Origin of the sequence: Cellvibrio sp. PSBB023 (genome assembly GCF_002007605.1) — a bacterium.
Lineage (GTDB): Bacteria > Pseudomonadota > Gammaproteobacteria > Pseudomonadales > Cellvibrionaceae > Cellvibrio.
Genome location: NZ_CP019799.1, coordinates 3,812,049 through 3,832,215, shown reverse-complemented (window position 1 = coordinate 3,832,215; position 20,167 = coordinate 3,812,049). Strand labels below are relative to the sequence as shown.

The following is a 20,167-nucleotide window of genomic DNA, read 5'->3' as shown; positions in this document are numbered from 1 at the left end:
AGTCCAGCAAAAACCTTACTCGCTGTGAGCAAAACGTTTGCGCAATACGAACAACACACCGAACGCAATGATCAATACACCAGGGATCATTGCCAAGCTTTGCAAGGTTGCCTGACCGGCAACCAGCTCAACCGCATCGCCGGTAACACCGCTTGCAATCGCCTCTTTCTTTGCATCATCTAACCAGCCACCAATCACCGGGTTCCACATGCTCACCGAGAACATACCTGCTCCCCCCATCAGCGACATACCCAAAGCACCGGTTTTTGCCATATATTCACTGGTAAAGCCGATCATAGTTGGCCAGAAGTAGGTCACACCCAAGGCGAATACCGCTGCCGATACATAAATCATCGCGCCCGATGCCTGACTCAATAAAATCAAACCAATGGTGGTCACTATCGCCGACATCACCAGTACCCCCGCCGGATTAAACGCATGAACGAGAGGGCCGGCAAAGAAGCGCCCCAATGCCATCAAACCTGCGGTCAGAGCCAAGATCATCATGGGGTGTACATCGGAAGATTCAAAAATACGCCCTACCCACTGCTGAGCGCCAAACTCAGAGATAGCCGTCATGGTCATGCACACAATCATGAAGATGAACAAAGGCGAGAAAAGTGCTTTGATGTTAGTCGCAGTTGAGGTTTCAGAGTTCGCCATGCTGGGGAAGGGTTGACCAAAAATCATGAATCCGTAGATCAAGGTCGGAATGATCATAATCGCGATTTGCATCTGCCAGCCCAAACCCAATTTGGTCATCAGCGCCGATACCAAGGAGCCGATCACAATCCCACCCGGGAACCACACATGGAATTTATTGAGCATGGCAGTTTTGCGGGTGTGATAAATATCGGCGATCAGTGGATTACAGGCTGCTTCAACAGAACCGTTGGCAAAACCGATAAAAAAGCTCGACAGCAACAGCGTCCAAAATCCGCCGGCGGTAATGGTCAGAATCAGCCCCAGCAGATGGCAGGCAAACGCCAGATACATAAGGGTGCGTGCGCCCACGTAGTTATAAATCAACCCGCCGAACATCATGGCAATGGGAAAACCCAAAAACGCCATGCCATTAATCCAACCCAGCTCGGTGTTATTGAAATTAAATTTGACGCTGAGCTCAGTCAAAATACCCGCGCGAATCGCGAAGGTCATTGCCGTAACGATCAGGGCAATACAACAAGCGGTAAATAACCGCTGGGGGTTCATTGTCGAAGAAGTGGTCATAAAATTTATACCTGTTGTTATTGTTGATAGTTGTTGTTAAACCAATGGTGTCCAAACACCATCCTGTTGCGATGAGGTTAGCACAGCCTGAATAAAGCGCATGCCCTCCACGCCCGTGTCGATATCAGGCACCCAGTTTTGCAAGAAGTGTGTCTCACCCTGCTGGCGCGCAATCAAAATATCGGCGATATCTTTGTAGAGGTTGGCAAAGCCTTCCAGATAACCCTCCGGGTGACCGCCCGGTGTGCGCATGCCGCGTGCGGCTATGTCGCTGCCAATATCACCACGACGGGTAATACGTTGGCGTGGCTTGTTTAATTCGCAAAACCACAGTTCATTGGGGTTTTCCTGTGCCCATTCGATGCCAGCCTTCTCGCCGTAAACACGAATACGCAGGCCATTTTCACAGCCGGGAGCAACCTGGCTGGACCACAACATACCTTTGGCACCGCCATCAAAACGCAGTAGCGCATGTACGTTGTCATCGACCGGACGACCATCAACAAAACTGGTCAAATCCGCGCTGACGGTTTTCACTTTTTGCTGGGTAATAAACTGTGCAAGCTGGAAGGCGTGGGTGCCGATATCGCCCAAACAACCTGCCAGGCCAGAGCGCGCTGGATCTGTACGCCATGAGGCTTGCTTGTTATCGTCCGCTGCCGCTTCGGTCAGCCACTCTTGCGGGTATTCAACCTGTACTACACGCAACTTACCGAGTTTGCCCTGCTCAACCAGTTCACGCGCATAACGCACCAACGGATAAGCACTGTAGTTGTGGGTGAGAGCAAAGAAGCAGCCGCTGTTTTTCACGATGCGCTCCAGCTCCAACGCCTCTTCCAAAGTCCGAGTCACTGGTTTATCGCAGATCACATCTACGCCGGCTTCCAAACAGGCTTTGGCAACAGGAAAGTGCATGTGGTTAGGCGTCACAATCACTACTGCCTGAATACCATCGGCGCGTGCTTTTTCCACGCGAAGCATTTCTTCATAGGAGGTGTAGGCGCGATCAGCCGCAATGTGCAGATCGGCCGCCGAGGCCTGGGCATTTTCCGGATTGGATGACAGTGCGCCAGCCACCAGCTCAAAACGATCATCCATACGGGCAGCAATACGGTGCACTGCACCGATAAACGCACCGCGACCACCACCGACCATGGCATAACGAATTCTTGGAGTTGTCATAGTTCTATTCTTCTATTAAAAAAACCAACAAAGGAACACTGCTTATCCACTCAATCTCCCCTTGAAACCGGGAAGGCTAAGTGGATATGTTTGTTCATTACAGACCGAGGATTTTGCGGTTTTTGGCTTCGTCGATGCCACTCTTGGCAAAGTCATCAAACGCGCGCTCAGTAACTTTAATGATGTGCTGCTGGATAAATTTAGCACCCTCTTCAGCACCCACTTCCGGATGCTTCAAGGCACATTCCCACTCCAGCACCGCCCAGCCTTCGTAATCGTAAGCGGCAAATTTGGAGAAGATTTGTTTGAAATCCACTTGACCGTCGCCCAGTGAACGGAAGCGACCAGCGCGATCCACCCAGCTCTCATAACCGCCGTAAACACCCTGCTGGGCACTGGGGTTAAATTCCGCATCTTTCACATGGAACATTTTGATACGCGCGTGATAGCGATCGATAAAGGCCAGGTAATCGAGCTGTTGCAATACGAAATGCGATGGGTCAAACAGGATATTCGCGCGCGGGTGGTTATCCACAGCGGCAAGGAAACGCTCGAAGGTAGCACCATCGTGCAGGTCTTCACCGGGGTGAATTTCGTAGCACACATCTACGCCCGCTTTATCGAAGGCATCCAGGATTGGCAGCCAGCGCTTGGCCAATTCAGCAAACCCTTGCTCTACCAAACCAGCAGGGCGCTGCGGCCATGGGTAGAGATAAGGCCAGAGCAGCGCACCGGAGAAGGTCGCATGGGCGGTCAACCCGAGGTTTTTACTTGCCTGGGCCGCCAACATTAATTGCTCTACCGCCCAAGCTTGGCGCGCTTTGGGATTACCACGCACAGACTCGGGGGCAAAACCGTCAAACATTTCGTCGTACGCCGGATGCACTGCCACTAACTGGCCTTGCAAATGGGTCGACAACTCGGTGGCAACCAAACCGTGTTTGGCAAGGGTCGCTTGAAACTCGGCGCAATATTCTGCGCTGGTCGCCGCTTTTTCCAGGTCAAATACACGCTTATCCCAAGTAGGGATTTGCACCCCTTTAAAACCCAGGCTTGCAACCCAACCCGCAATACTGTCGAGGCTGTTGAACGGAGCGGTATCACCAAGAAATTGTGCAAGGAAAATCGCGGGGCCTTTGAGCGTTCTCATAAAAATTCTCCAACAGTAGCAGGGCGGTAGCCATTCTTTCAGGCAAGGAGGATAGCTACCTGTCGTTATTGATTTTTTACAGACAAGAAAATGGCGAACACCACTTAGAGTACCTGTAACAATAAGCTATTCAGGGGGCAAGACTTTATTCCAAGTCGCCACATGGCGCGACAGAGCAAACAGTTATTTACACTTCTTATGCCACGCCGCACGCCCGTAAAGCATAGATCAAGATGACGCAGCAGCCTCGATTAATAACGGAAAAGAAACCTCCGCCAATGCTCCGAATGCAGGATGGGATTTCAGCCGCGAACGGCTGGTCGCGGGACTGGGCAAGCCACATAAAAACCGCGCCAATTGCCGCGGTTGTTGTAAGGCCGGATGCGCCTCCTGCTTGAGCCCAGACAGCAAACTATGCTGCGCCACTGTTAATGACTCCCTTGCAGGCAAAACGACCTTCGCCGGTTGCGACAGGCGGCAGTGATTGCAAATGCCGCAAGGCACTGCACTTGCCTCGCCAAAATACTGCATCAATTGCTGGCTGAGGCACGCCGGATTATTAACAAAATCCAACACCCCATGAATACGCTGAATATCGCGCGCTTCCCGCTCTGCAAACAACTGTCCCAGATAGCGGCACAGCGCCTCCACTTCATCTGCAGGGCAATGCGGATGATTATTTTTATAGCCCTGCCGCAAATTGGCCACCGTTAATTCAATCCAGCCTTTTTCAGCTAAATAATCCAGCGCCTTGGCAATCCGTTCTTTGGGGGATTGTAATTGGGTAGCGATGGTGAGCATATCGAGCGTCAGCCACTTTCGCCCTGTGCGTCCAGCAGCAAATAATCGCTGCAAAAACCCGGTGCGCTCCGCATCAAATTGCGCAAGAATAAATGACTGATCTTGCAGGAAATTAATTTTGTATTCTGTATAAAAAGGACTCTGGGCACTGAGAACACCGCGCAACTCCAGGTAAGTCAGTGCCGTGTTTAACACCAGCGGACGGAGATCAAATTGATGGGATAACTCGTAGGTGGAAATATCAAACACATCATCAAAGGCGAGTAAATGCTGCACCAGTGCGCGCAAACTCTCTGCCGTAGGGGTATCGCCATAAGTAAAGTTTTCCAGCACTCGAACATCATCGCCAACGGCAAACATTTCACACAGGGAAACACCACCATCACGACCGGCACGACCAATCTCCTGCACATAATTTTCAATCGATTTGGGCAAGTTAAAATGGTACACCGCACGGATGTTACTTTTATCAATCCCCATACCAAAGGCGATAGTTGCCACCACTACCGGCACTTCACCTGACATAAATTGGTTCTGCACCTGCTCACGCTCATCATCCTTTAACCCGGCGTGATAATGCGCTGCATGCAACCCCGCCGCGTTAATCGCCTCAGCAACCATTTCCGCCGTCTTTTGCAAGGTGACATATACAATGGTCGCCGCTCCCGGCGGATGCCGCTGTAACCGCGCTAGCAGTAACCCCAAGCGCTCCTCGCTTGTGCAGGGTGTTACGCGCAACTGCAAATTAGGGCGAGCAAAACTGGTCTGTACATGATCTTGCGGCGCGATAGAAAATTGTTTGCAGATATCTGCTGCCACACTGGGCGTAGCCGTTGCGGTCAAAGCCAAAACGCGCTCAACACGCAAGGTTTTAGCAAGATCCGCAAGGGTTAAATAATCGGGACGGAAATTATGCCCCCACTCGGAAATACAATGCGCCTCATCAATCGCCAACAAACTTATCCGACAATGCGCAAGGCGCTGCACAAACCGCTCGTTCTTCAGTCGCTCCGGTGCCACATACAACAACTTTATGTGACGCTGATAAATACCATCATAAATCGCTTGTGTTTCGTCTTTACTGAGCGATGAATCCAGACGCGCCGCCGCAATACCCAAGGATTGCAATGCATCGACCTGATCTTTCATCAATGCAATCAGTGGCGATACCACCAGCGTCAAACCATCCAGCAGTAGCGCGGGCAATTGATAACACAAACTCTTACCGCCACCGGTAGGAAATACGGCTAACGCCGAACGACCAGCAAGCAGCGCATTAATCACAGGCTCTTGACCGGGGCGAAACTGGTTTAATTGAAATGTGTTTTGTAATACCGCAAGGGTATGGGACATAGCATGCTTCATGATAATAGATGCTCTTCCTTGACCAAAAATAAAAATAGAGCGTGGAGTATATAACCAAGAGGGGTAATGGGTGAAACCTTAATCCACTAAATTCCAAGGATTAGGATTTCACTCATTAAAGGTTACACAGATAGTAAGCCTTACTGCAGAGAAAGATCGCGTTTTTTGCGCAAAGCCAAAGTGCCAACCCCTATCAACAATAAAAACAATGGTGCTGGCTCAGAGACTTCATTGATTGGTTTAACACTAACATTTTCAGGGTCATATCCCTGAAAATGATCCCATTCTTCGAATAAATTAAATAACACCGAACTGCCTAACACCTTGGGATTATTTTTCAGCGAATGCAGATAATCATCCGCCTTGGAAACAAACCTCATTCCGATTTCAAAAAAAACACTTTTGCCATGCTCGTTTTTTAAATACCCTTTTAAGTTCACATCGGAATAAAGACTGTCGAATGTGAGTATGTCGATGCAGTTTTGTGTATCAAGATCGAAAAGATAAGTTTCACCTGTTTGAAAGTTTTTAAATGTACCTCCTTTAATTGCATCATAGTAACGCCCTTGGTTAGGAGCTATATCCGTATCAGCAACCGCCTCATCGATCAGAAAAGAAAGGTTACCGCCAACCACAGCCTCATCTGCAGCCCAATCATAGGTTGTCAGCTTATTGATATCCAAACTCACTAAACCAGCCATGGCAGAAGGAGCCATTAGCAATAACAGTAAACTCACTACACTTATGAGTTTCATAAAAGTCTCCAATGTTCCCTAGATACTCACACCAGCCACGCTCAGCAAGGTTGCGCCAATCAACCTTCACATTGCCCCTCAACAAAGGCTGCCGCCGCAACCCGTAGACCATCATAGTCTTATCCAAGACCAACTACAGTGAACTTTTTTACAAGAATTACACCCGATTCATACCGTATGAAAGCAGAAATTAAAATATTTCCAATTTTCGTATCAAAGATTATAAAAACATCTTTTCGAAAGATTTATTAAGAATAAGGAATAACACAAAAAACCATGGAACAACCACAGGGCATTAACCAGGAAGTTCCTTAGAGCGGATAAGTAAGGAGTGAGAAGTGCAATTGATTAACCCAAAAATGAATCATAATCGGGTAAAGAATACTTTTGCTCAAGGTATAGTTCAGCCCATATAAAAAACCGGCCAAGGCATAGACCCAAACTGCAGCACCACTCAAACCCGCGTGTATCGCTACAAAAATGACCGTCACGACCAACAAGGGAAATAACTCTTGTAACCAGCGATGGGCACTGACCTTTGCCACAGCATTGCGCAGGGACTGTTGTAAGAGCAGCCGCATAAATGCTTCTTCGGCAGATGCGATCACAAACAAATTAACCATGGCAAACGCAGCCATTTGTGCGACGGGTTTTGGCTGCCAATGCAATTCCAGTACCGGAATTGCAATTGCAACAATTAGCGCGGGCGCAAGTAAGGCAGCCAAAAATGAGTAAATTGGCGATGCTATAAATTCGTCACTTCGCAACCGGGGCCACAGAAAAAACAATAGACAAAAACCCACAATCGCTTTGGACAGATTCACAAATAATTCAAAGCACGGCGCTCCCTCTGTATTGCCCGGCAGCGATAACGCCAAAGGATAAGAAAAACCTTCCGGCCGATAAGTTGCCACCCAAAATACCAGCGGCACCAAACATAAAAACACACCGATTTTAATCCAGCGATTTAATCCTTCTTTGCGGAAAAACCACGCAAGACAAGCAACGCCCAGCAAACCCACTGCATTAGCCAAAGGCAACCAGCCCACCATGACCAACATCGCGATCACAACCGCCAACACCAAACCCGCTGCAAATTCTTTTTTATTCACGACAATGTTCGCCATACATAATATATAAACAAAAAAGCCGACTCTCTCGAATCGGCTTTTTAAATTTAACACTCAACTATTCATTAAAAAACTTTTTTACCCCATCGAACCAACTCGACTGTTTCGGGGAATATTTTCCGCCTTTCATAGTCGCCTGGAATTCCTTGAGCAAGTCTTTTTGTTTACTGGTGAGATTCACTGGTGTTTCCACCACCACGCGACAGAGCAAGTCACCAACACCGCCACCGCGCACTGGCGTTACACCTTTGCCGCGCAGCTTAAAGAGTTTGCCGGTTTGGGTTTCAGCTGGCACTTTTAATTTTACACGACCATCCAGTGTTGGAACTTCCAATTCGCCACCGAGCGCAGCATCGACAAAGTCGATGGGGACTTCACAATACAAATCAGCGCCGTCGCGTTTGAAAATGTTGTGTTCGCGCACATTCACTTGTACGTACAAGTCGCCACTTGGCCCCCCGTCGGCACCAGCCTCGCCTTCACCAGACAGACGAATACGATCCCCGGTATCCACACCGGCAGGTACTTTTACGGAAAGTGTTTTGGTTTCCTCTACGCGACCTTGACCATGACAGGATTTACAGGGGTCAGAAATGATAGTGCCGCGCCCACGACAGGTTGGGCAGGTTTGCTGCACCGAGAAAAAACCCTGTTGCATGCGCACTTGGCCATGACCGCCACAGGTTGAACAGGTAACAGGTTTGCTGCCCGCTTTTGCTCCGGAACCGTCACAGGTTTTACAGCTGACAAGCGTGGGCACTTTGATTTGTACATTAGTGCCTTTTACCGCTTCCTCCAAACTCAGCTCAAGGTTGTAGCGTAGATCGGAACCGCGACTGGGGCCGCCGCGACCACCGCGACCACCACCAAAAATATCGCCGAACACATCGCCAAAGATATCGCTGAAATTATTGAACCCGGCACCACCGCCACCGCCCATGCCTGACTGCCCATCAACTCCCGCGTGACCAAAACGGTCATAGGCCGCGCGCTTTTGATCGTCGGAGAGTACTTCGTAGGCTTCATTGGCTTCTTTGAATTTTTCTTCCGCAGAGGGATCATCCGGATTTCTGTCCGGATGAAACTTCATCGCCACACGACGGTAAGCTTTTTTCAATTCTGCTGCATCAACATCTTTTTTGACGCCGAGCACTTCGTAGTAATCGCGTTTTGCCATGGTTACACCGATAGTAGAAATGCCATTCACATTTCAGTTAATAATTCGTTTACTTCTTACATGACAAATGCGGGCAAGCCCGCATTTGTTTTTGTTACTTCCTGATCAGTGATCGAAAACTTATTTATTGTCTTCTTTCACTTCTTCGAATTCGGCATCCACTACACCGTCATCTGCTGGCTTGCTACCGCCGGCTTGCTGCGCACCGCCATTGGCTCCCGCCGCTTGCTGCTCAGCGTAAAGCTTTTGTGCTAATGAGCCAGAGGCTTCAGTCAACTTGGTGGTAGCCGCTTCGATTTTTGCCAGATCATCGGATTTGGCCGCATCGCGCGCTTCAGTCAAGGCCGCTTCGATTGCTGATTTCTCATCGGCAGTTGCCTTGTCGCCAGCGTCCTTCAAGGTTTTTTCCGTTGCGTGGATCAAACCTTCCAACGTGTTGCGCGCAGTGACAACCTCTGCAAACTTGCGATCTGACTCGGCGTTCGCTTCCGCGTCTTTGATCATTTTTTGGATTTCATCATCGCTCAAACCGGAAGAGGCTTTGATCACGATGGATTGCTCTTTGCCAGTGGCTTTGTCCTTCGCGCTTACGTTCAAAATACCGTTGGCGTCGATGTCGAAAGTCACTTCAATTTGTGGCATACCGCGTTGCGCTGGTGGAATATCGCTCAGGTCAAAACGACCCAGTGATTTGTTTTGCGACGCTTGTTTGCGCTCACCTTGAACTACGTGAATCGTTACCGCAGTTTGGTTGTCTTCCGCTGTCGAGAAAATTTGCGATTTCTTGGTAGGAATCGTGGTGTTTTTATCGATCAACGGAGTCGCAACGCCACCCATAGTTTCAATGCCAAGCGTCAACGGAGTCACATCCAGCAAAAGTACGTTGGTGGTATCGCCCGACAATACGGAACCTTGAATAGCTGCACCAATGGCTACTGCTTCATCAGGGTTAACGTCTTTACGCGCTTCTTTGCCGAAATAATCAGCAACGGCTTTTTGCACCAGTGGCATACGGGTTTGACCGCCTACCAGAATCACGTCGTCGATCTCGCTCAGTGATTTACCGGAATCTTTAATCGCTTGTTTTACTGGCTCCAGTGAACGGGTTACCAGGTCTTCAACCAGAGATTCCAATTTTGCACGAGTCAGTTTTACCACCAAGTGTTTTGGACCAGTTGCATCCGCAGTGATATACGGCAAATTCACTTCGGTTTGCTGGCTGGATGACAATTCGATTTTGGCTTTTTCTGCCGCTTCTTTTAAGCGTTGCAGTGCCAATGGATCGTTGTGCAAATCGATACCAGTGTCTTTCTTGAAGGTTTCCGCCAGGAATTCAATCAAGCGCATATCAAAGTCTTCACCACCGAGGAAAGTATCACCGTTGGTTGAAAGCACTTCGAATTGATGTTCGCCATCTACGTCGGCAATTTCGATAATGGAAATATCGAAGGTACCACCACCCAGGTCGTATACCGCAATGGTGCGGTCACCTACGCCTTTATCCAAACCGTAAGCCAAGGCTGCGGCGGTTGGTTCGTTGATGATACGTTTTACGTCCAGACCTGCGATACGGCCAGCATCTTTAGTCGCTTGACGTTGTGAATCATTGAAGTACGCCGGAACGGTAATGACCGCTTCGGTCACTGTCTCGCCGAGATAATCTTCAGCGGTTTTTTTCATTTTCTTCAGCACTTCAGCGGAAATTTGTGGCGGTGCTTTTTTATCGCCCTTCACTTCTACCCATGCATCGCCGTTGTCGGCAGCAACGATTTTGTAAGGCACCATGGAGATGTCTTTTTGCACTACGTCGTCTTTGAATTTACGGCCGATCAAACGCTTTACCGCATACAAGGTATTGTGCGGGTTGGTCACAGATTGACGCTTGGCAGATTGACCTACCAGAATTTCATCGTCGTTGGTGAACGCAATAATCGACGGCGTGGTGCGATCGCCTTCGGCGTTCTCGATGACTTTTGGTTTGCCGCCTTCGAGTACAGATACGCAAGAGTTGGTAGTACCCAAGTCGATGCCGATAATTTTGCCCATGGTGTTGCTCCTAAAAATCTATGTGTTGCCGGGCGCGTAATCACTTGCGGGGGCTTGCGTGACTTGCGCCGAATTGTTGAATAAGGAATCGGTTAGTTACTGGCTGGATCGACACATATCGCGCTGGATTTGTGGTTTTGCCTGTAGTTGGTTCCTATATTGGCGCCAGCACGATGAATTCAAGTGCGGCGCAAAAAAAATCCTGCTGGCTTGGTGATTACATCGCCACCATTTATGGGGCTTTGGATACAACCACCATAGCCGGACGCACAAGGCGACCATGCAGCGTGTAGCCTTTCTGGAAGCAGTTGAGCACAGTATTTGGCTCAACATCCGGATTGGGCACTGCAGATACGGCTTGATGCAGATTCGGATCGAATGGCTCACCTTCCGGACTCACCACCGCGACCTGATGGCGAGCAAGCGCATCCACGAAGGATTTATGGGTAAGTTGGATGCCCTCGATAAATGCAGCAAAAGCTTCATTGGCCGGATCGATACTGGCCAGCGCACGCTCCAGGTTGTCGACAACGGGCAGCAAGTCATTGACGATTTTTTCCAAGCCAAACTTATGGGCTTTTTCTACATCCTGCTCAGCGCGGCGACGCGCGTTTTGCGCATCGGCCTGGGCACGCAACGACTGCTCCTTGGCGGATTCGTAAGCGGCTGCCAAGGTGGCCAGTTGCGCTTGCAAGGTTTCAATACTCAGCTCGGCAGCGGCCTCGGGTTGGCCTTGGGCATCAGCGGTTTCCTGTGCTTGTTGCTCGGTTGCTTGTTGAATATCGGAATAATCTTGAGTTGACACAGTGTTCTCCAATGATCAGTTGGGCGGGGCTCTCTCCGCAAGAATGGCCGCCATATCGGCGTTGTTATCCAGTGGACGCTATATGGGGCCCTTACGGGAAGATTCAAGCGAAGCAGCGCGAAGTTTTTAGCACGCAGCCTGCCTGCCAGTATTTCCCCCCGGATTAAAACGCCATAAAACACACTAACCACCCCATTGAAAAACCGACAGCATCCAGCACCAAAATGGCGCACCAATCATCACACTTAAGAAGCTCAAAATTGCACAAAATCCGTGCATTTGACGGCTTTTATCTTACTTTTCACCGGTTTTTTGCCTGCTAATAACCGCGCCGGCGCAAAACAATCAAAACCGCACTGGAGATACCAAATTCCATTTGACAACGTTGTCTGGCGCAGCTACTGTCACATGACCTGATCACAACTTAGCCGCCCTTCGGAGGCACCCATGTCATTACGCGTCAAAATCTGGATAGTCTCCGCCCAAATTCTGTTGGGCCTGCTAGGGATAATGCTGATTGGCCTGTTTACTGTGCGCTATTCCAGCAACCAGGATAATGCTGCACGCGTAGAACAATTGCTCAACAGCACCTATGCCACGGTGATCCAGATGGAGCAAATGGCGGCACGCGGCGAGTTGAGCGATGAAGAGGCTAAAAAAATTGCGACGGAATTGCTGCGCAATAACATTTATCACCAGTCTGAATACGTCTATGTCGCCGATGACAAATTAAACTTTGTCGCCGCACCACTGGACCCGCAAATCCACGGCACCAGCTTCCATGAATTCAAAGATGGCAACGGTCGCAGTGTGGGTGAAATCCTGCAAAAAGCCGTGGAAAAAGCGCGCGGCCAAACCGCTCGCTATAACTGGACCCAACGTCAAGCCGACGGCTCGATAGAAGAAAAACTCTCCATTGCCAAACTGTCTCCGCGCTGGAATTGGGTAGTGGGCACAGGTATTGGCTTCAATGAAGTCAACGCGCGCTTTTGGGAGACAGCCAAATGGCAATTGAGTATTTGCCTGCTGGTGATGCTGATTATTGTGGTGCCAGTGGTGCAGTTTGCGCGCAAATTGGATCGCGGCCTGGGCGCCGAATTAAAAGAGGTGCTGGCCTTGGTACGCGCGGTATCCAGCGGCGATTTAACCGAGCGCGATGTACGCGCAGCACCCGAAGACAGCATTTACGGCTCGGTAGTGAAAATGCGCTCCGCCCTGCGCGAGATGATTGGCAGCATTTCGCAGATGGTGTCGCGCCTGCACGCCATTAGCGATGATATTGTCCACAAGGCGGAAACCAGCACCGCCATGGCTGAAGACCAAAGTGCCAATACCATTAAAATCGCCTCCTCGGCAGAAGAATTTAATATGCAGACCAAGGATGCGATGCAGCAGGCAAAAGTCGCCACCAACCAAACGGATCACGCCTCTAAAACGGCGAATCAAGGGCAGAAATTTATTTCCAGCGCAGTGAAAAGTTTTATCGAAATCGATAACAGCGTGACCCAAACCCAAACCAGTATCGACGACCTCGCAGCGCGTATTAACAGTATTTCGGCGGTCATTTCGGTGATTAGCGAAGTCGCCAACCAAACCAACCTGCTTGCCTTGAACGCAGCAATTGAGGCAGCGCGCGCCGGCGAACAGGGGCGCGGTTTTGCAGTGGTCGCCGATGAAGTGCGTCAACTTGCCCAGCGCACCACCCAGGCCACCAGCGAAATTGGCGACACCATTACCGCTGTGCAGCACTCCAGCCGTATCGCCAAACAAAATATGGATGACATGGTGGTGCAGTTAAAAGACGGCATCAACCAAACACGTCAGGGCGGCGAGATTGTAGAGAGCGTACGACTGGAGACCGACGAGGTCGCCAAAATGGTTGCCCATATAGGCAATTCGCTGATTGAACACGTACAGGCGAGCAGCTTGATTCTGGAGTATGTGAGCCAGGTTGAGCAGTCATCGCTGGGCACCAAGGATGCGGCGCGCGGTACGCTGCTGGCCTCACAACAAATCCGCGACGCTTCCGATGAACTCAGTCGCCAGTTGGAGGGTTTTCGCCTCTAGCCACTGGCAGCAAGCTCACACTCCACTTGCCTGAGCCAACGCAAATACTGTATATATAGCCAGACAATTATTCACCACATTGTCTGGCTTTTTTATTGGCACTCTTTGGTGGCCCATGCCGGATTTGCGAGGCGCTCATGCTGACTCACCTGAATATCCAAAATTTCACGCTGGTCGATCAACTGGATCTGGACATCAAACCCGGTATGACAGTGATCACTGGCGAAACCGGCGCGGGCAAATCCATCCTGCTTGATGCCTTGGGTCAGGCGCTGGGTGACAAGGCCGATGGCGAGCGTGTGCGCACCGGCGCGAGCCGCGCCGATATTTGCGCCAGCTTTGATACCAGCCAGATTCCCGCCGCGCAGGAGTGGTTGCAAAGCCATGACTTGCAACAGAGCGACAACCCGCAAGAATGTCTGCTGCGGCGCGTTATCAACGCCGATGGCAAATCCAAGGCCTACATCAACGGTCAACCGGCGACACTGCAGCAGCTGCGCGCACTGGGTGAAATGCTGATTGATATTCACAGCCAGCACGAACACCAATCGCTGCTGGTCAAAGATACCCATCGCCGACTGGTGGATGAATTCGCGGGTCAAACTGAATTGGCCAAGCAGGTGCGCCTCGCTTTTCGCGAATGGCAGAGTCGCCTTGAGCACTTTCTTCACCTGCGCGATAACGCCGCCGATGTGAGTGCGCGCTTTCAATTGTTGAGCTATCAATTTAACGAACTGGAACAACTGGGTTTACAGCAGGGCGAACTGCCTAAGCTTGAAGCCGAGCAGCGCAGCTTATCCAACGCCGAAGAAATACTGCGCGGCAGCCAGCAACTAGCGGCCTTTTGTGGCGATGACGAGCAGGGGCTGAGTGTAAACCTGCACCGCGCGCTGCATATTTTGCGCAGCCTGCCGGAGAAATCTGCTGCCCTGCAAACCGCCGAAGAATTACTCACCAGCGCGCAGATCCAAGTGGAAGAAGCGCAGCATGAAATTGAACGTCACATTGATACCTTCAACCTTGATCCGGCGCGCCTGGTTGTGGTGGAAGACCGCCTCTCGGCGATTTACGACATAGCGCGCAAGCACCGTATCCAACCGGAAGAACTGCCGGCTTTTATCGATAAACTCAGCGCGGAGCTGGAGCAACTGCAAGGTGGTGATGCCAAGCTGGATCAGTTGGCGCAGCAAGTAGCGCAGGCCGAAAAAGCCTATCGCCAACTGGCGGAACAGCTTTCGGCCAAGCGCACCAAAGCTGGTGCCAACCTTGCCAAACAAGTTAATGAGCAACTCAAATTATTGGCGATGGAAAATGCCAAGCTCACCATCAGCTTGCTGCCATTAAGCGATAAACCCAGCCCAAATGGTTTGGAAGAGGTGGAGTTTTTAATCAGCACCAACCCCGGCCAAGCACCGCGCCCACTGGCCAAAATTGCCTCGGGCGGCGAACTCTCACGCATCAGCCTCGCGATTCAGGTGATCACCGCCAAAACCTCAGCAACGCCCACACTGGTGTTCGATGAAGTGGATGTGGGCATCGGCGGTGCCACGGGTGATGTAGTTGGTCAACTGTTACGGCAATTGGGGGAGCGCGGACAGGTGATTTGCGTTACCCATTTGGCGCAGGTGGCCAGCAAAGGGCATCAACATTTGCAGGTGGTAAAAACAGCGAGCAAGAAAAGTGCGGAATCCACCCTGGTGGAATTGGCGGGCGATAGCAAAGTCGAGGAGATCGCACGCATGTTGGGCGGCCTGAAAATTACCGATCAATCCCTCGCCCATGCCCGTGAAATGTTGGCGATATAAGCGCAACAGACCGGCATACGCAATCGACAGGATCAACAATAAAAAAGGGCGCTGCAAGGCGCCCTTTTCTTTATCCGCTCGTAGAAAACGATCCCAAGCGGCCAATCGCGCAGTAATTAGCGCTTTTTTCTAACGTACAGCACCAAGCTGTGATCAGTGAGTTCATAGCCGTATTCCGCAACGATGCGTTTTTGTAATGCTTCAATTTCATCGTTATGGAACTCAATGATGGTGCCGGCATCTATATCCACCATGTGATCATGATGCTCGCCGCGCGCCACTTCAAATACGGAGTGACCGCCATCGAAATTGTGCCTCACTACCAAACCGGCTGACTCGAATTGGGTTAATACCCGATACACAGTTGCCAAACCAACATCGTCACCCTGCTCCATCAGCGCCTTATAAACGTCTTCCGCGCTCATGTGATGCTGTTCAGAGGATTCCAGCATTTGCAAAATTTTCACACGAGGCAAGGTCACTTTAAGACCCGCTTTGCGCAGTTCGTGGTTACCGTCTGCCATTATTTCCCCCAAACCCTTCTCAGTGTTCCTGTGGTTCGGGTATTATCCGCGTTCATTTTCGTTAGTGGAAGCCCTAGTATGAAATTAGCCAGCCGAGTATTCCTGGCCCTTGTGTTTATTGCAGGCCTCACTGCCTGCTCCAGCTTCCGCTTTCCCGGTGTGTATAAGATTGGCATTCAGCAAGGCCATATCATCACCCAGGAGATGGTTGATCAATTAAAGTTGGGTATGAGCAAACGTCAGGTACGCTTTGTACTCGGCAACACCTTGCTACCCGATACCTTTAACGATGACCGCTGGGATTACCCTTACAGCGTGCGTCGCGGCTCACAAGGCGAAATTACCCAATACCTTTACACCGTGTATTTTGAGAACGATAAGCTTGTAAAAACTGAAGGCGATTACCTGCCAGGTAAAGCGCCTATGAGCGGTGAACAATCCAAACGCTACCTGGAAGATATGAAGCGCGACGTGCCAGTTCCCACCGAGGACACTATCGAACCGGAGCTGCCTAAGCCGGAAGAGCTGGAGTAACAGCGCTAATACCGATAAGCATCGCAAATAATAACGCCCGCATTGTCGGGCGTTATTTTTTTGTGGCAGTCGAATTTTCACTGCAGATGGCGTTATCCGCGCAAGCTGCACACGCGATTGCGCCCATCGGATTTGGCGCGATAGAGCGCGGCATCGGCCTCCTGCAACAATTGATCGGCGCGTTCAATATCCGGCTCAAACGCGGCAATACCCGCGCTTAGGGTGACATGGAAAGTTTTCTGGTCAACGGTAAAACTGATATCGCGGAAACGTTTGCGTATATCTTCCATCAGCGCCTGCGCCTCAGCGCGACTGCAACGCGGCAATACCGCGACAAACTCCTCGCCACCATAGCGCCCTACCGCATCCATTTTGCGCAATCGCTGCCGCAACAAATGCGCCATGGCTTTGATGACCTTATCGCCCGCCGGGTGACCGTAACTGTCATTGATTTGTTTGAAGTGATCCAAATCCACCATCACTACACTCAATTTATCGCCCGTACGCTGGGCGCGGCTCAGTTCAATATCCACCTGCTCCTTGATGCGCGAGTGTTTTAGCAGGCCGGTTAAACTGTCGCGATCCAGTGCATCACTCAATTGTCGGCTGCGCGCGGCGCGAACCGATACGGCCGTAATCAACTCCAGGTCGCTGAGTGGTTTGCTGAGGAAATCATCGCCCGCACGCCCCATTGCCAGGGCGCGTTTTTCTTCGTCTTGCTCTGAAGAGAGGTAGGTGATGGGCACGCGCAGCCAATCCTGATTCAGGCGAATCACCTGCGCCAGTTCGATACCGCTGCAGCCGGGCATGTTGATGTCGAGCAAAATCAATTCGGGGTGAAAATCATTGAGCAGGGTGAAAATATCACGCGGATCACTGATGACTTCGGCACGGATATCGGCAGAGCCCAACACCAATTTGTAGTGTTCGGCGAGCGATTGGTCGTCATCGATAATCAGCACCCGGTAGGGTGTACTGCGGTTGCGATCCAGATAGTTTTCGAAGCAGTCAACCAGCCGGATGATATCGAGCGGTTTGACAAAATAACCGACCGCACCAGCGCGTACGGCGGCGTGGTAGGCCGCAAAATCGGTGCGGGTCGAGACAAAAATCACTGGGATAGCGCTGGGCAGTTGCGCTTGCAATTGGGCGATGGCATCGGGCGTTTCGCGCCCTTCGTCGCTGAACATGATGTCGCAAATCATGAAATCGGGCGGGCGGCGCAGGATTTCCGCTTCCGCCGCGGCAATCGTGGCGAAGTGCTCAACCTGATGCCCAAAATGCCGCAGGGTCATACAGACTTCATTGGCCACATCCGGATCGTCTTCCAACACGTAGATCAAACTGCTGGCCGCGCCGGACGCGCTGGCGGAGGGCATAGGGTAGCCGCCGTTTTTGGCGCTTTGCGATTCGCCCCCCAAGGCAGCTATGGCCACGCTGAATACCCGTAGCATGCCGGTATCAACATTGCTGCTGGCCAGCCATTCCTGTACTTGCAGCTCAAGCTTTTTGGCTTTTTTACCCAGTTCGGGAAAACCGAAACTGCCGGCAGAGCCCGCTAATTTGTGCAGTTTTTGCGCGAGTTCAACCAGTGCCGATGACTGGCTCTCTGGCACCAATGCCAGTGCGACTAACTCGCGCAAGCGCGCGATTTCTGCTGGTAAACGCGCGGCATAATCGGCCCGTAAGGCGTCGAGGCGCGCGGTGATTTCAGCTTTTTTATCCATAGCAAATGAGTGCCCGATATTCTTATTTGTATACCTGTATCTATAAAAAACACACGCGCATGCCCGCGTGAAAGCCTGCGCGTTGAGTAATAGTAGGAGTGTTCGCGATGAATAGCCAATACCAGAACAGGCGCCGACACGCGAGGCCAGCAGAAATACTTGGCAGCAGGAACAGCATCACAGCAAAGCCCGACTATACTCACCTGAACTGATTTATTTTGAGTCACCTACTCCTTTTTGTTAGTTGCTGCGGGACCCCATGCTAAAAAGAATCGCCGTTAAAGATATAAGAATAGGCATGTTTATCTGTGAATTTTGCGGTTCATGGATGGAACACCCCTTTTGGAAAACCCGTTTTCTACTGGATGACGAAAAAGACCTGCACGCCATACAAGCCAGTGGTATCAAGGAATTATGGATTGATATCGCCAAGGGGATTGATGTGGGCGCCGCCATTCCCGGCAAAACCGAACAGGAAGTCGCGCAGGAGACCGACGCGCTGCTAATGGCAGCAGAGCGGGCCATCATCGGTGAAAAAGTCTCCCTTGATGAGGAGATACAAACCGCAGCCAAACTCTGCGCCAAAGCCAAAGAAGCGGTGATTGAAATGTTCACCGATGCGCGCATGGGCAAAGCCATTGAAGTGGAACATGCCCGTGCACTGGTGGAGGAGATTTCCAATTCCGTCCTGCGCCAACCCCATGCACTGATCAGCCTCGCGCGCCTTAAAAATGCCGATGAATACACTTACATGCACTCGGTCGCTGTGTGTGCGCTGATGATTGCCCTCGCCCGCCAGTTGGCACTGGACGAGGAAATGGTGCGCGAAGCCGGTTTCGCCGGGCTATTGCACGATATAGGCAAAGTCGGCATTCCCCTGAAGGTGCTGAACAAGCCGGGCAAGCTGACCGATGCAGAGTTTTCTGTGGTGAAATCCCACCCCGAAGTGGGGGCGCGCATTTTAATGGAGAGCTATCAGGTCAGCCCCATGGTGTTGGATGTGTGCCTGCATCACCATGAAAAAATGGATGGCACCGGCTATCCCTATGGGTTAAAAGGCGAAACTATCAGCCTGTTTGCCAAGATGGGCGCGGTATGCGATGTGTATGACGCCATTACCTCCAATCGCCCTTACAAAAAAGGCTGGTCGCCTGCCGATTCCATTCGCAAGATGGCGGAGTGGAGCAAGGGGCACTTTGATGAAACCGTTTTTCAGGCCTTTGTGAAAACCGTGGGTATTTACCCCACCGGCTCGCTGGTGCGCCTTGAGAGCGGGCGACTGGCAGTAGTGGTAGAGCAAAACGAAGGTTCGCTGCTCAACCCCAAGGTAAAAGTCTTTTTTTCCGCTAAAACCAAGATGCCCATTATTCAGGAAACCCTTGATCTCGCCCAAGCCAAAGGCAAGGACAAGATCATCGGGCGCGAATCCCCCGATGAATGGGGCTTTAAAAACCTGGATACCCTCTGGTCCGGCATTAGTTAAACCGCATTCGCCAAATAGCGCGCAACTGTTCTGCCAGGGTCATGGGGTCAAAGGGTTTGGCGATCACCCCCAGCGCGCCCAAATTCAAGTAGCCCTGCACTTCCTGCGGTTGCACCTTGGCGGTCATAAATACCACGGGAGTGTCGGCCAGGGCGGGGAAGGTGCGCAGTTGTTTCAGGGTTTCTGGGCCATCCATGCCCGGCATCATCACATCCAGCAGGATCAAGTCCGGCTGAAAGGGCACGGCTTTTTCCAGCGCTTCGCTGCCCGACGAACAGGCCTCCAACACAAACCCGTGGATGGTTTCCAGCACCATCATGGCAATCGCCTGAATATCCGGGTCATCTTCAACGTACAAAATGCGGGTGAGTTCCTGGGTCATAAAT

The 20,167-nt window shown here is 51.1% G+C and carries 16 protein-coding genes; 4 read left to right on the top strand and 12 right to left on the bottom strand.

The window, feature by feature from the left end; genetic code table 11:
• Window positions 1-15 precede the first annotated feature (15 nt).
• From B0D95_RS16475 to grpE, 9 genes are all read right to left on the bottom strand, one after another.
• On the bottom strand, window positions 16-1,230 hold the full coding sequence (locus tag B0D95_RS16475) for a sugar MFS transporter (protein ID WP_078044916.1): 1,215 nt from the start codon (window positions 1,228-1,230) through the stop codon (window positions 16-18).
• Window positions 1,231-1,266: 36 nt separating this feature from the next.
• Window positions 1,267-2,412 carry a Gfo/Idh/MocA family protein gene (locus B0D95_RS16470; RefSeq protein WP_078044915.1) on the bottom strand — a complete coding sequence of 382 codons (1,146 nt, stop codon included), beginning with the start codon at window positions 2,410-2,412 and terminating at the stop codon, window positions 1,267-1,269.
• Between the two features lie 97 nt (window positions 2,413-2,509).
• Window positions 2,510-3,562 carry a sugar phosphate isomerase/epimerase gene (locus tag B0D95_RS16465; protein WP_078044914.1) on the bottom strand — a complete coding sequence of 351 codons (1,053 nt, stop codon included), beginning with the start codon at window positions 3,560-3,562 and terminating at the stop codon, window positions 2,510-2,512.
• Between the two features lie 228 nt (window positions 3,563-3,790).
• On the bottom strand, window positions 3,791-5,716 hold the full coding sequence (locus tag B0D95_RS16460) for an ATP-dependent DNA helicase RecQ (protein WP_149867940.1): 1,926 nt from the start codon (window positions 5,714-5,716) through the stop codon (window positions 3,791-3,793).
• A 152-nt stretch (window positions 5,717-5,868) separates the two neighbouring features.
• The gene (locus tag B0D95_RS16455) at window positions 5,869-6,483 is read right to left on the bottom strand and encodes a PEP-CTERM sorting domain-containing protein (protein WP_078044912.1); all 615 of its coding nucleotides are present in this window, start codon (window positions 6,481-6,483) and stop codon (window positions 5,869-5,871) included.
• Window positions 6,484-6,794: 311 nt separating this feature from the next.
• Window positions 6,795-7,595 carry a CPBP family intramembrane glutamic endopeptidase gene (locus B0D95_RS16450; protein ID WP_078045800.1) on the bottom strand — a complete coding sequence of 267 codons (801 nt, stop codon included), beginning with the start codon at window positions 7,593-7,595 and terminating at the stop codon, window positions 6,795-6,797.
• A gap of 76 nt (window positions 7,596-7,671) precedes the next feature.
• The gene (gene dnaJ / locus B0D95_RS16445) at window positions 7,672-8,790 is read right to left on the bottom strand and encodes a molecular chaperone DnaJ (RefSeq protein WP_078044911.1); all 1,119 of its coding nucleotides are present in this window, start codon (window positions 8,788-8,790) and stop codon (window positions 7,672-7,674) included.
• A 120-nt stretch (window positions 8,791-8,910) separates the two neighbouring features.
• Window positions 8,911-10,836 (bottom strand): molecular chaperone DnaK, encoded by a 1,926-nt coding sequence (gene dnaK, locus B0D95_RS16440; protein ID WP_078044910.1) that lies wholly within the window; start codon window positions 10,834-10,836, stop codon window positions 8,911-8,913.
• Between the two features lie 232 nt (window positions 10,837-11,068).
• Window positions 11,069-11,641 carry a nucleotide exchange factor GrpE gene (gene grpE, locus B0D95_RS16435; protein WP_078044909.1) on the bottom strand — a complete coding sequence of 191 codons (573 nt, stop codon included), beginning with the start codon at window positions 11,639-11,641 and terminating at the stop codon, window positions 11,069-11,071.
• Between the two features lie 447 nt (window positions 11,642-12,088).
• Between grpE and B0D95_RS16430 the strand changes: the two genes are divergently transcribed.
• Together B0D95_RS16430 and recN are read left to right on the top strand one after the other, a co-directional pair.
• Window positions 12,089-13,708 (top strand): methyl-accepting chemotaxis protein, encoded by a 1,620-nt coding sequence (locus B0D95_RS16430; protein ID WP_078044908.1) that lies wholly within the window; start codon window positions 12,089-12,091, stop codon window positions 13,706-13,708.
• Between the two features lie 137 nt (window positions 13,709-13,845).
• A complete protein-coding gene (gene recN, locus B0D95_RS16425; RefSeq protein ID WP_078044907.1) occupies window positions 13,846-15,513 on the top strand; it encodes a DNA repair protein RecN in 1,668 nt (555 codons plus the stop codon).
• Between the two features lie 116 nt (window positions 15,514-15,629).
• Here the strand turns inward: recN and fur are convergent, their stop codons facing one another.
• Window positions 15,630-16,037, bottom strand: a complete 408-nt coding sequence (gene fur, locus B0D95_RS16420; RefSeq protein ID WP_078044906.1) for a ferric iron uptake transcriptional regulator — start codon at window positions 16,035-16,037, stop codon at window positions 15,630-15,632.
• 78 nt (window positions 16,038-16,115) lie between these two features.
• On the opposite strand from fur, the gene B0D95_RS16415 reads away from it, so the two are divergent.
• The gene (locus B0D95_RS16415) at window positions 16,116-16,571 is read left to right on the top strand and encodes an outer membrane protein assembly factor BamE (RefSeq protein WP_078044905.1); all 456 of its coding nucleotides are present in this window, start codon (window positions 16,116-16,118) and stop codon (window positions 16,569-16,571) included.
• Window positions 16,572-16,663: 92 nt separating this feature from the next.
• Here the strand turns inward: B0D95_RS16415 and B0D95_RS16410 are convergent, their stop codons facing one another.
• Window positions 16,664-18,298 (bottom strand): diguanylate cyclase, encoded by a 1,635-nt coding sequence (locus tag B0D95_RS16410; RefSeq protein WP_078044904.1) that lies wholly within the window; start codon window positions 18,296-18,298, stop codon window positions 16,664-16,666.
• A gap of 259 nt (window positions 18,299-18,557) precedes the next feature.
• Here B0D95_RS16410 and B0D95_RS16405 point away from each other — a divergent pair, with 259 nt between their 5' ends.
• A complete protein-coding gene (locus tag B0D95_RS16405; protein WP_078044903.1) occupies window positions 18,558-19,781 on the top strand; it encodes an HD-GYP domain-containing protein in 1,224 nt (407 codons plus the stop codon).
• Here the strand turns inward: B0D95_RS16405 and B0D95_RS16400 are convergent.
• On the bottom strand, window positions 19,774-20,163 hold the full coding sequence (locus B0D95_RS16400; RefSeq protein ID WP_078044902.1) for a response regulator: 390 nt from the start codon (window positions 20,161-20,163) through the stop codon (window positions 19,774-19,776). The two genes, B0D95_RS16405 and B0D95_RS16400, sit on opposite strands and share 8 nt — an antisense overlap.
• Window positions 20,164-20,167 lie beyond the last annotated feature (4 nt).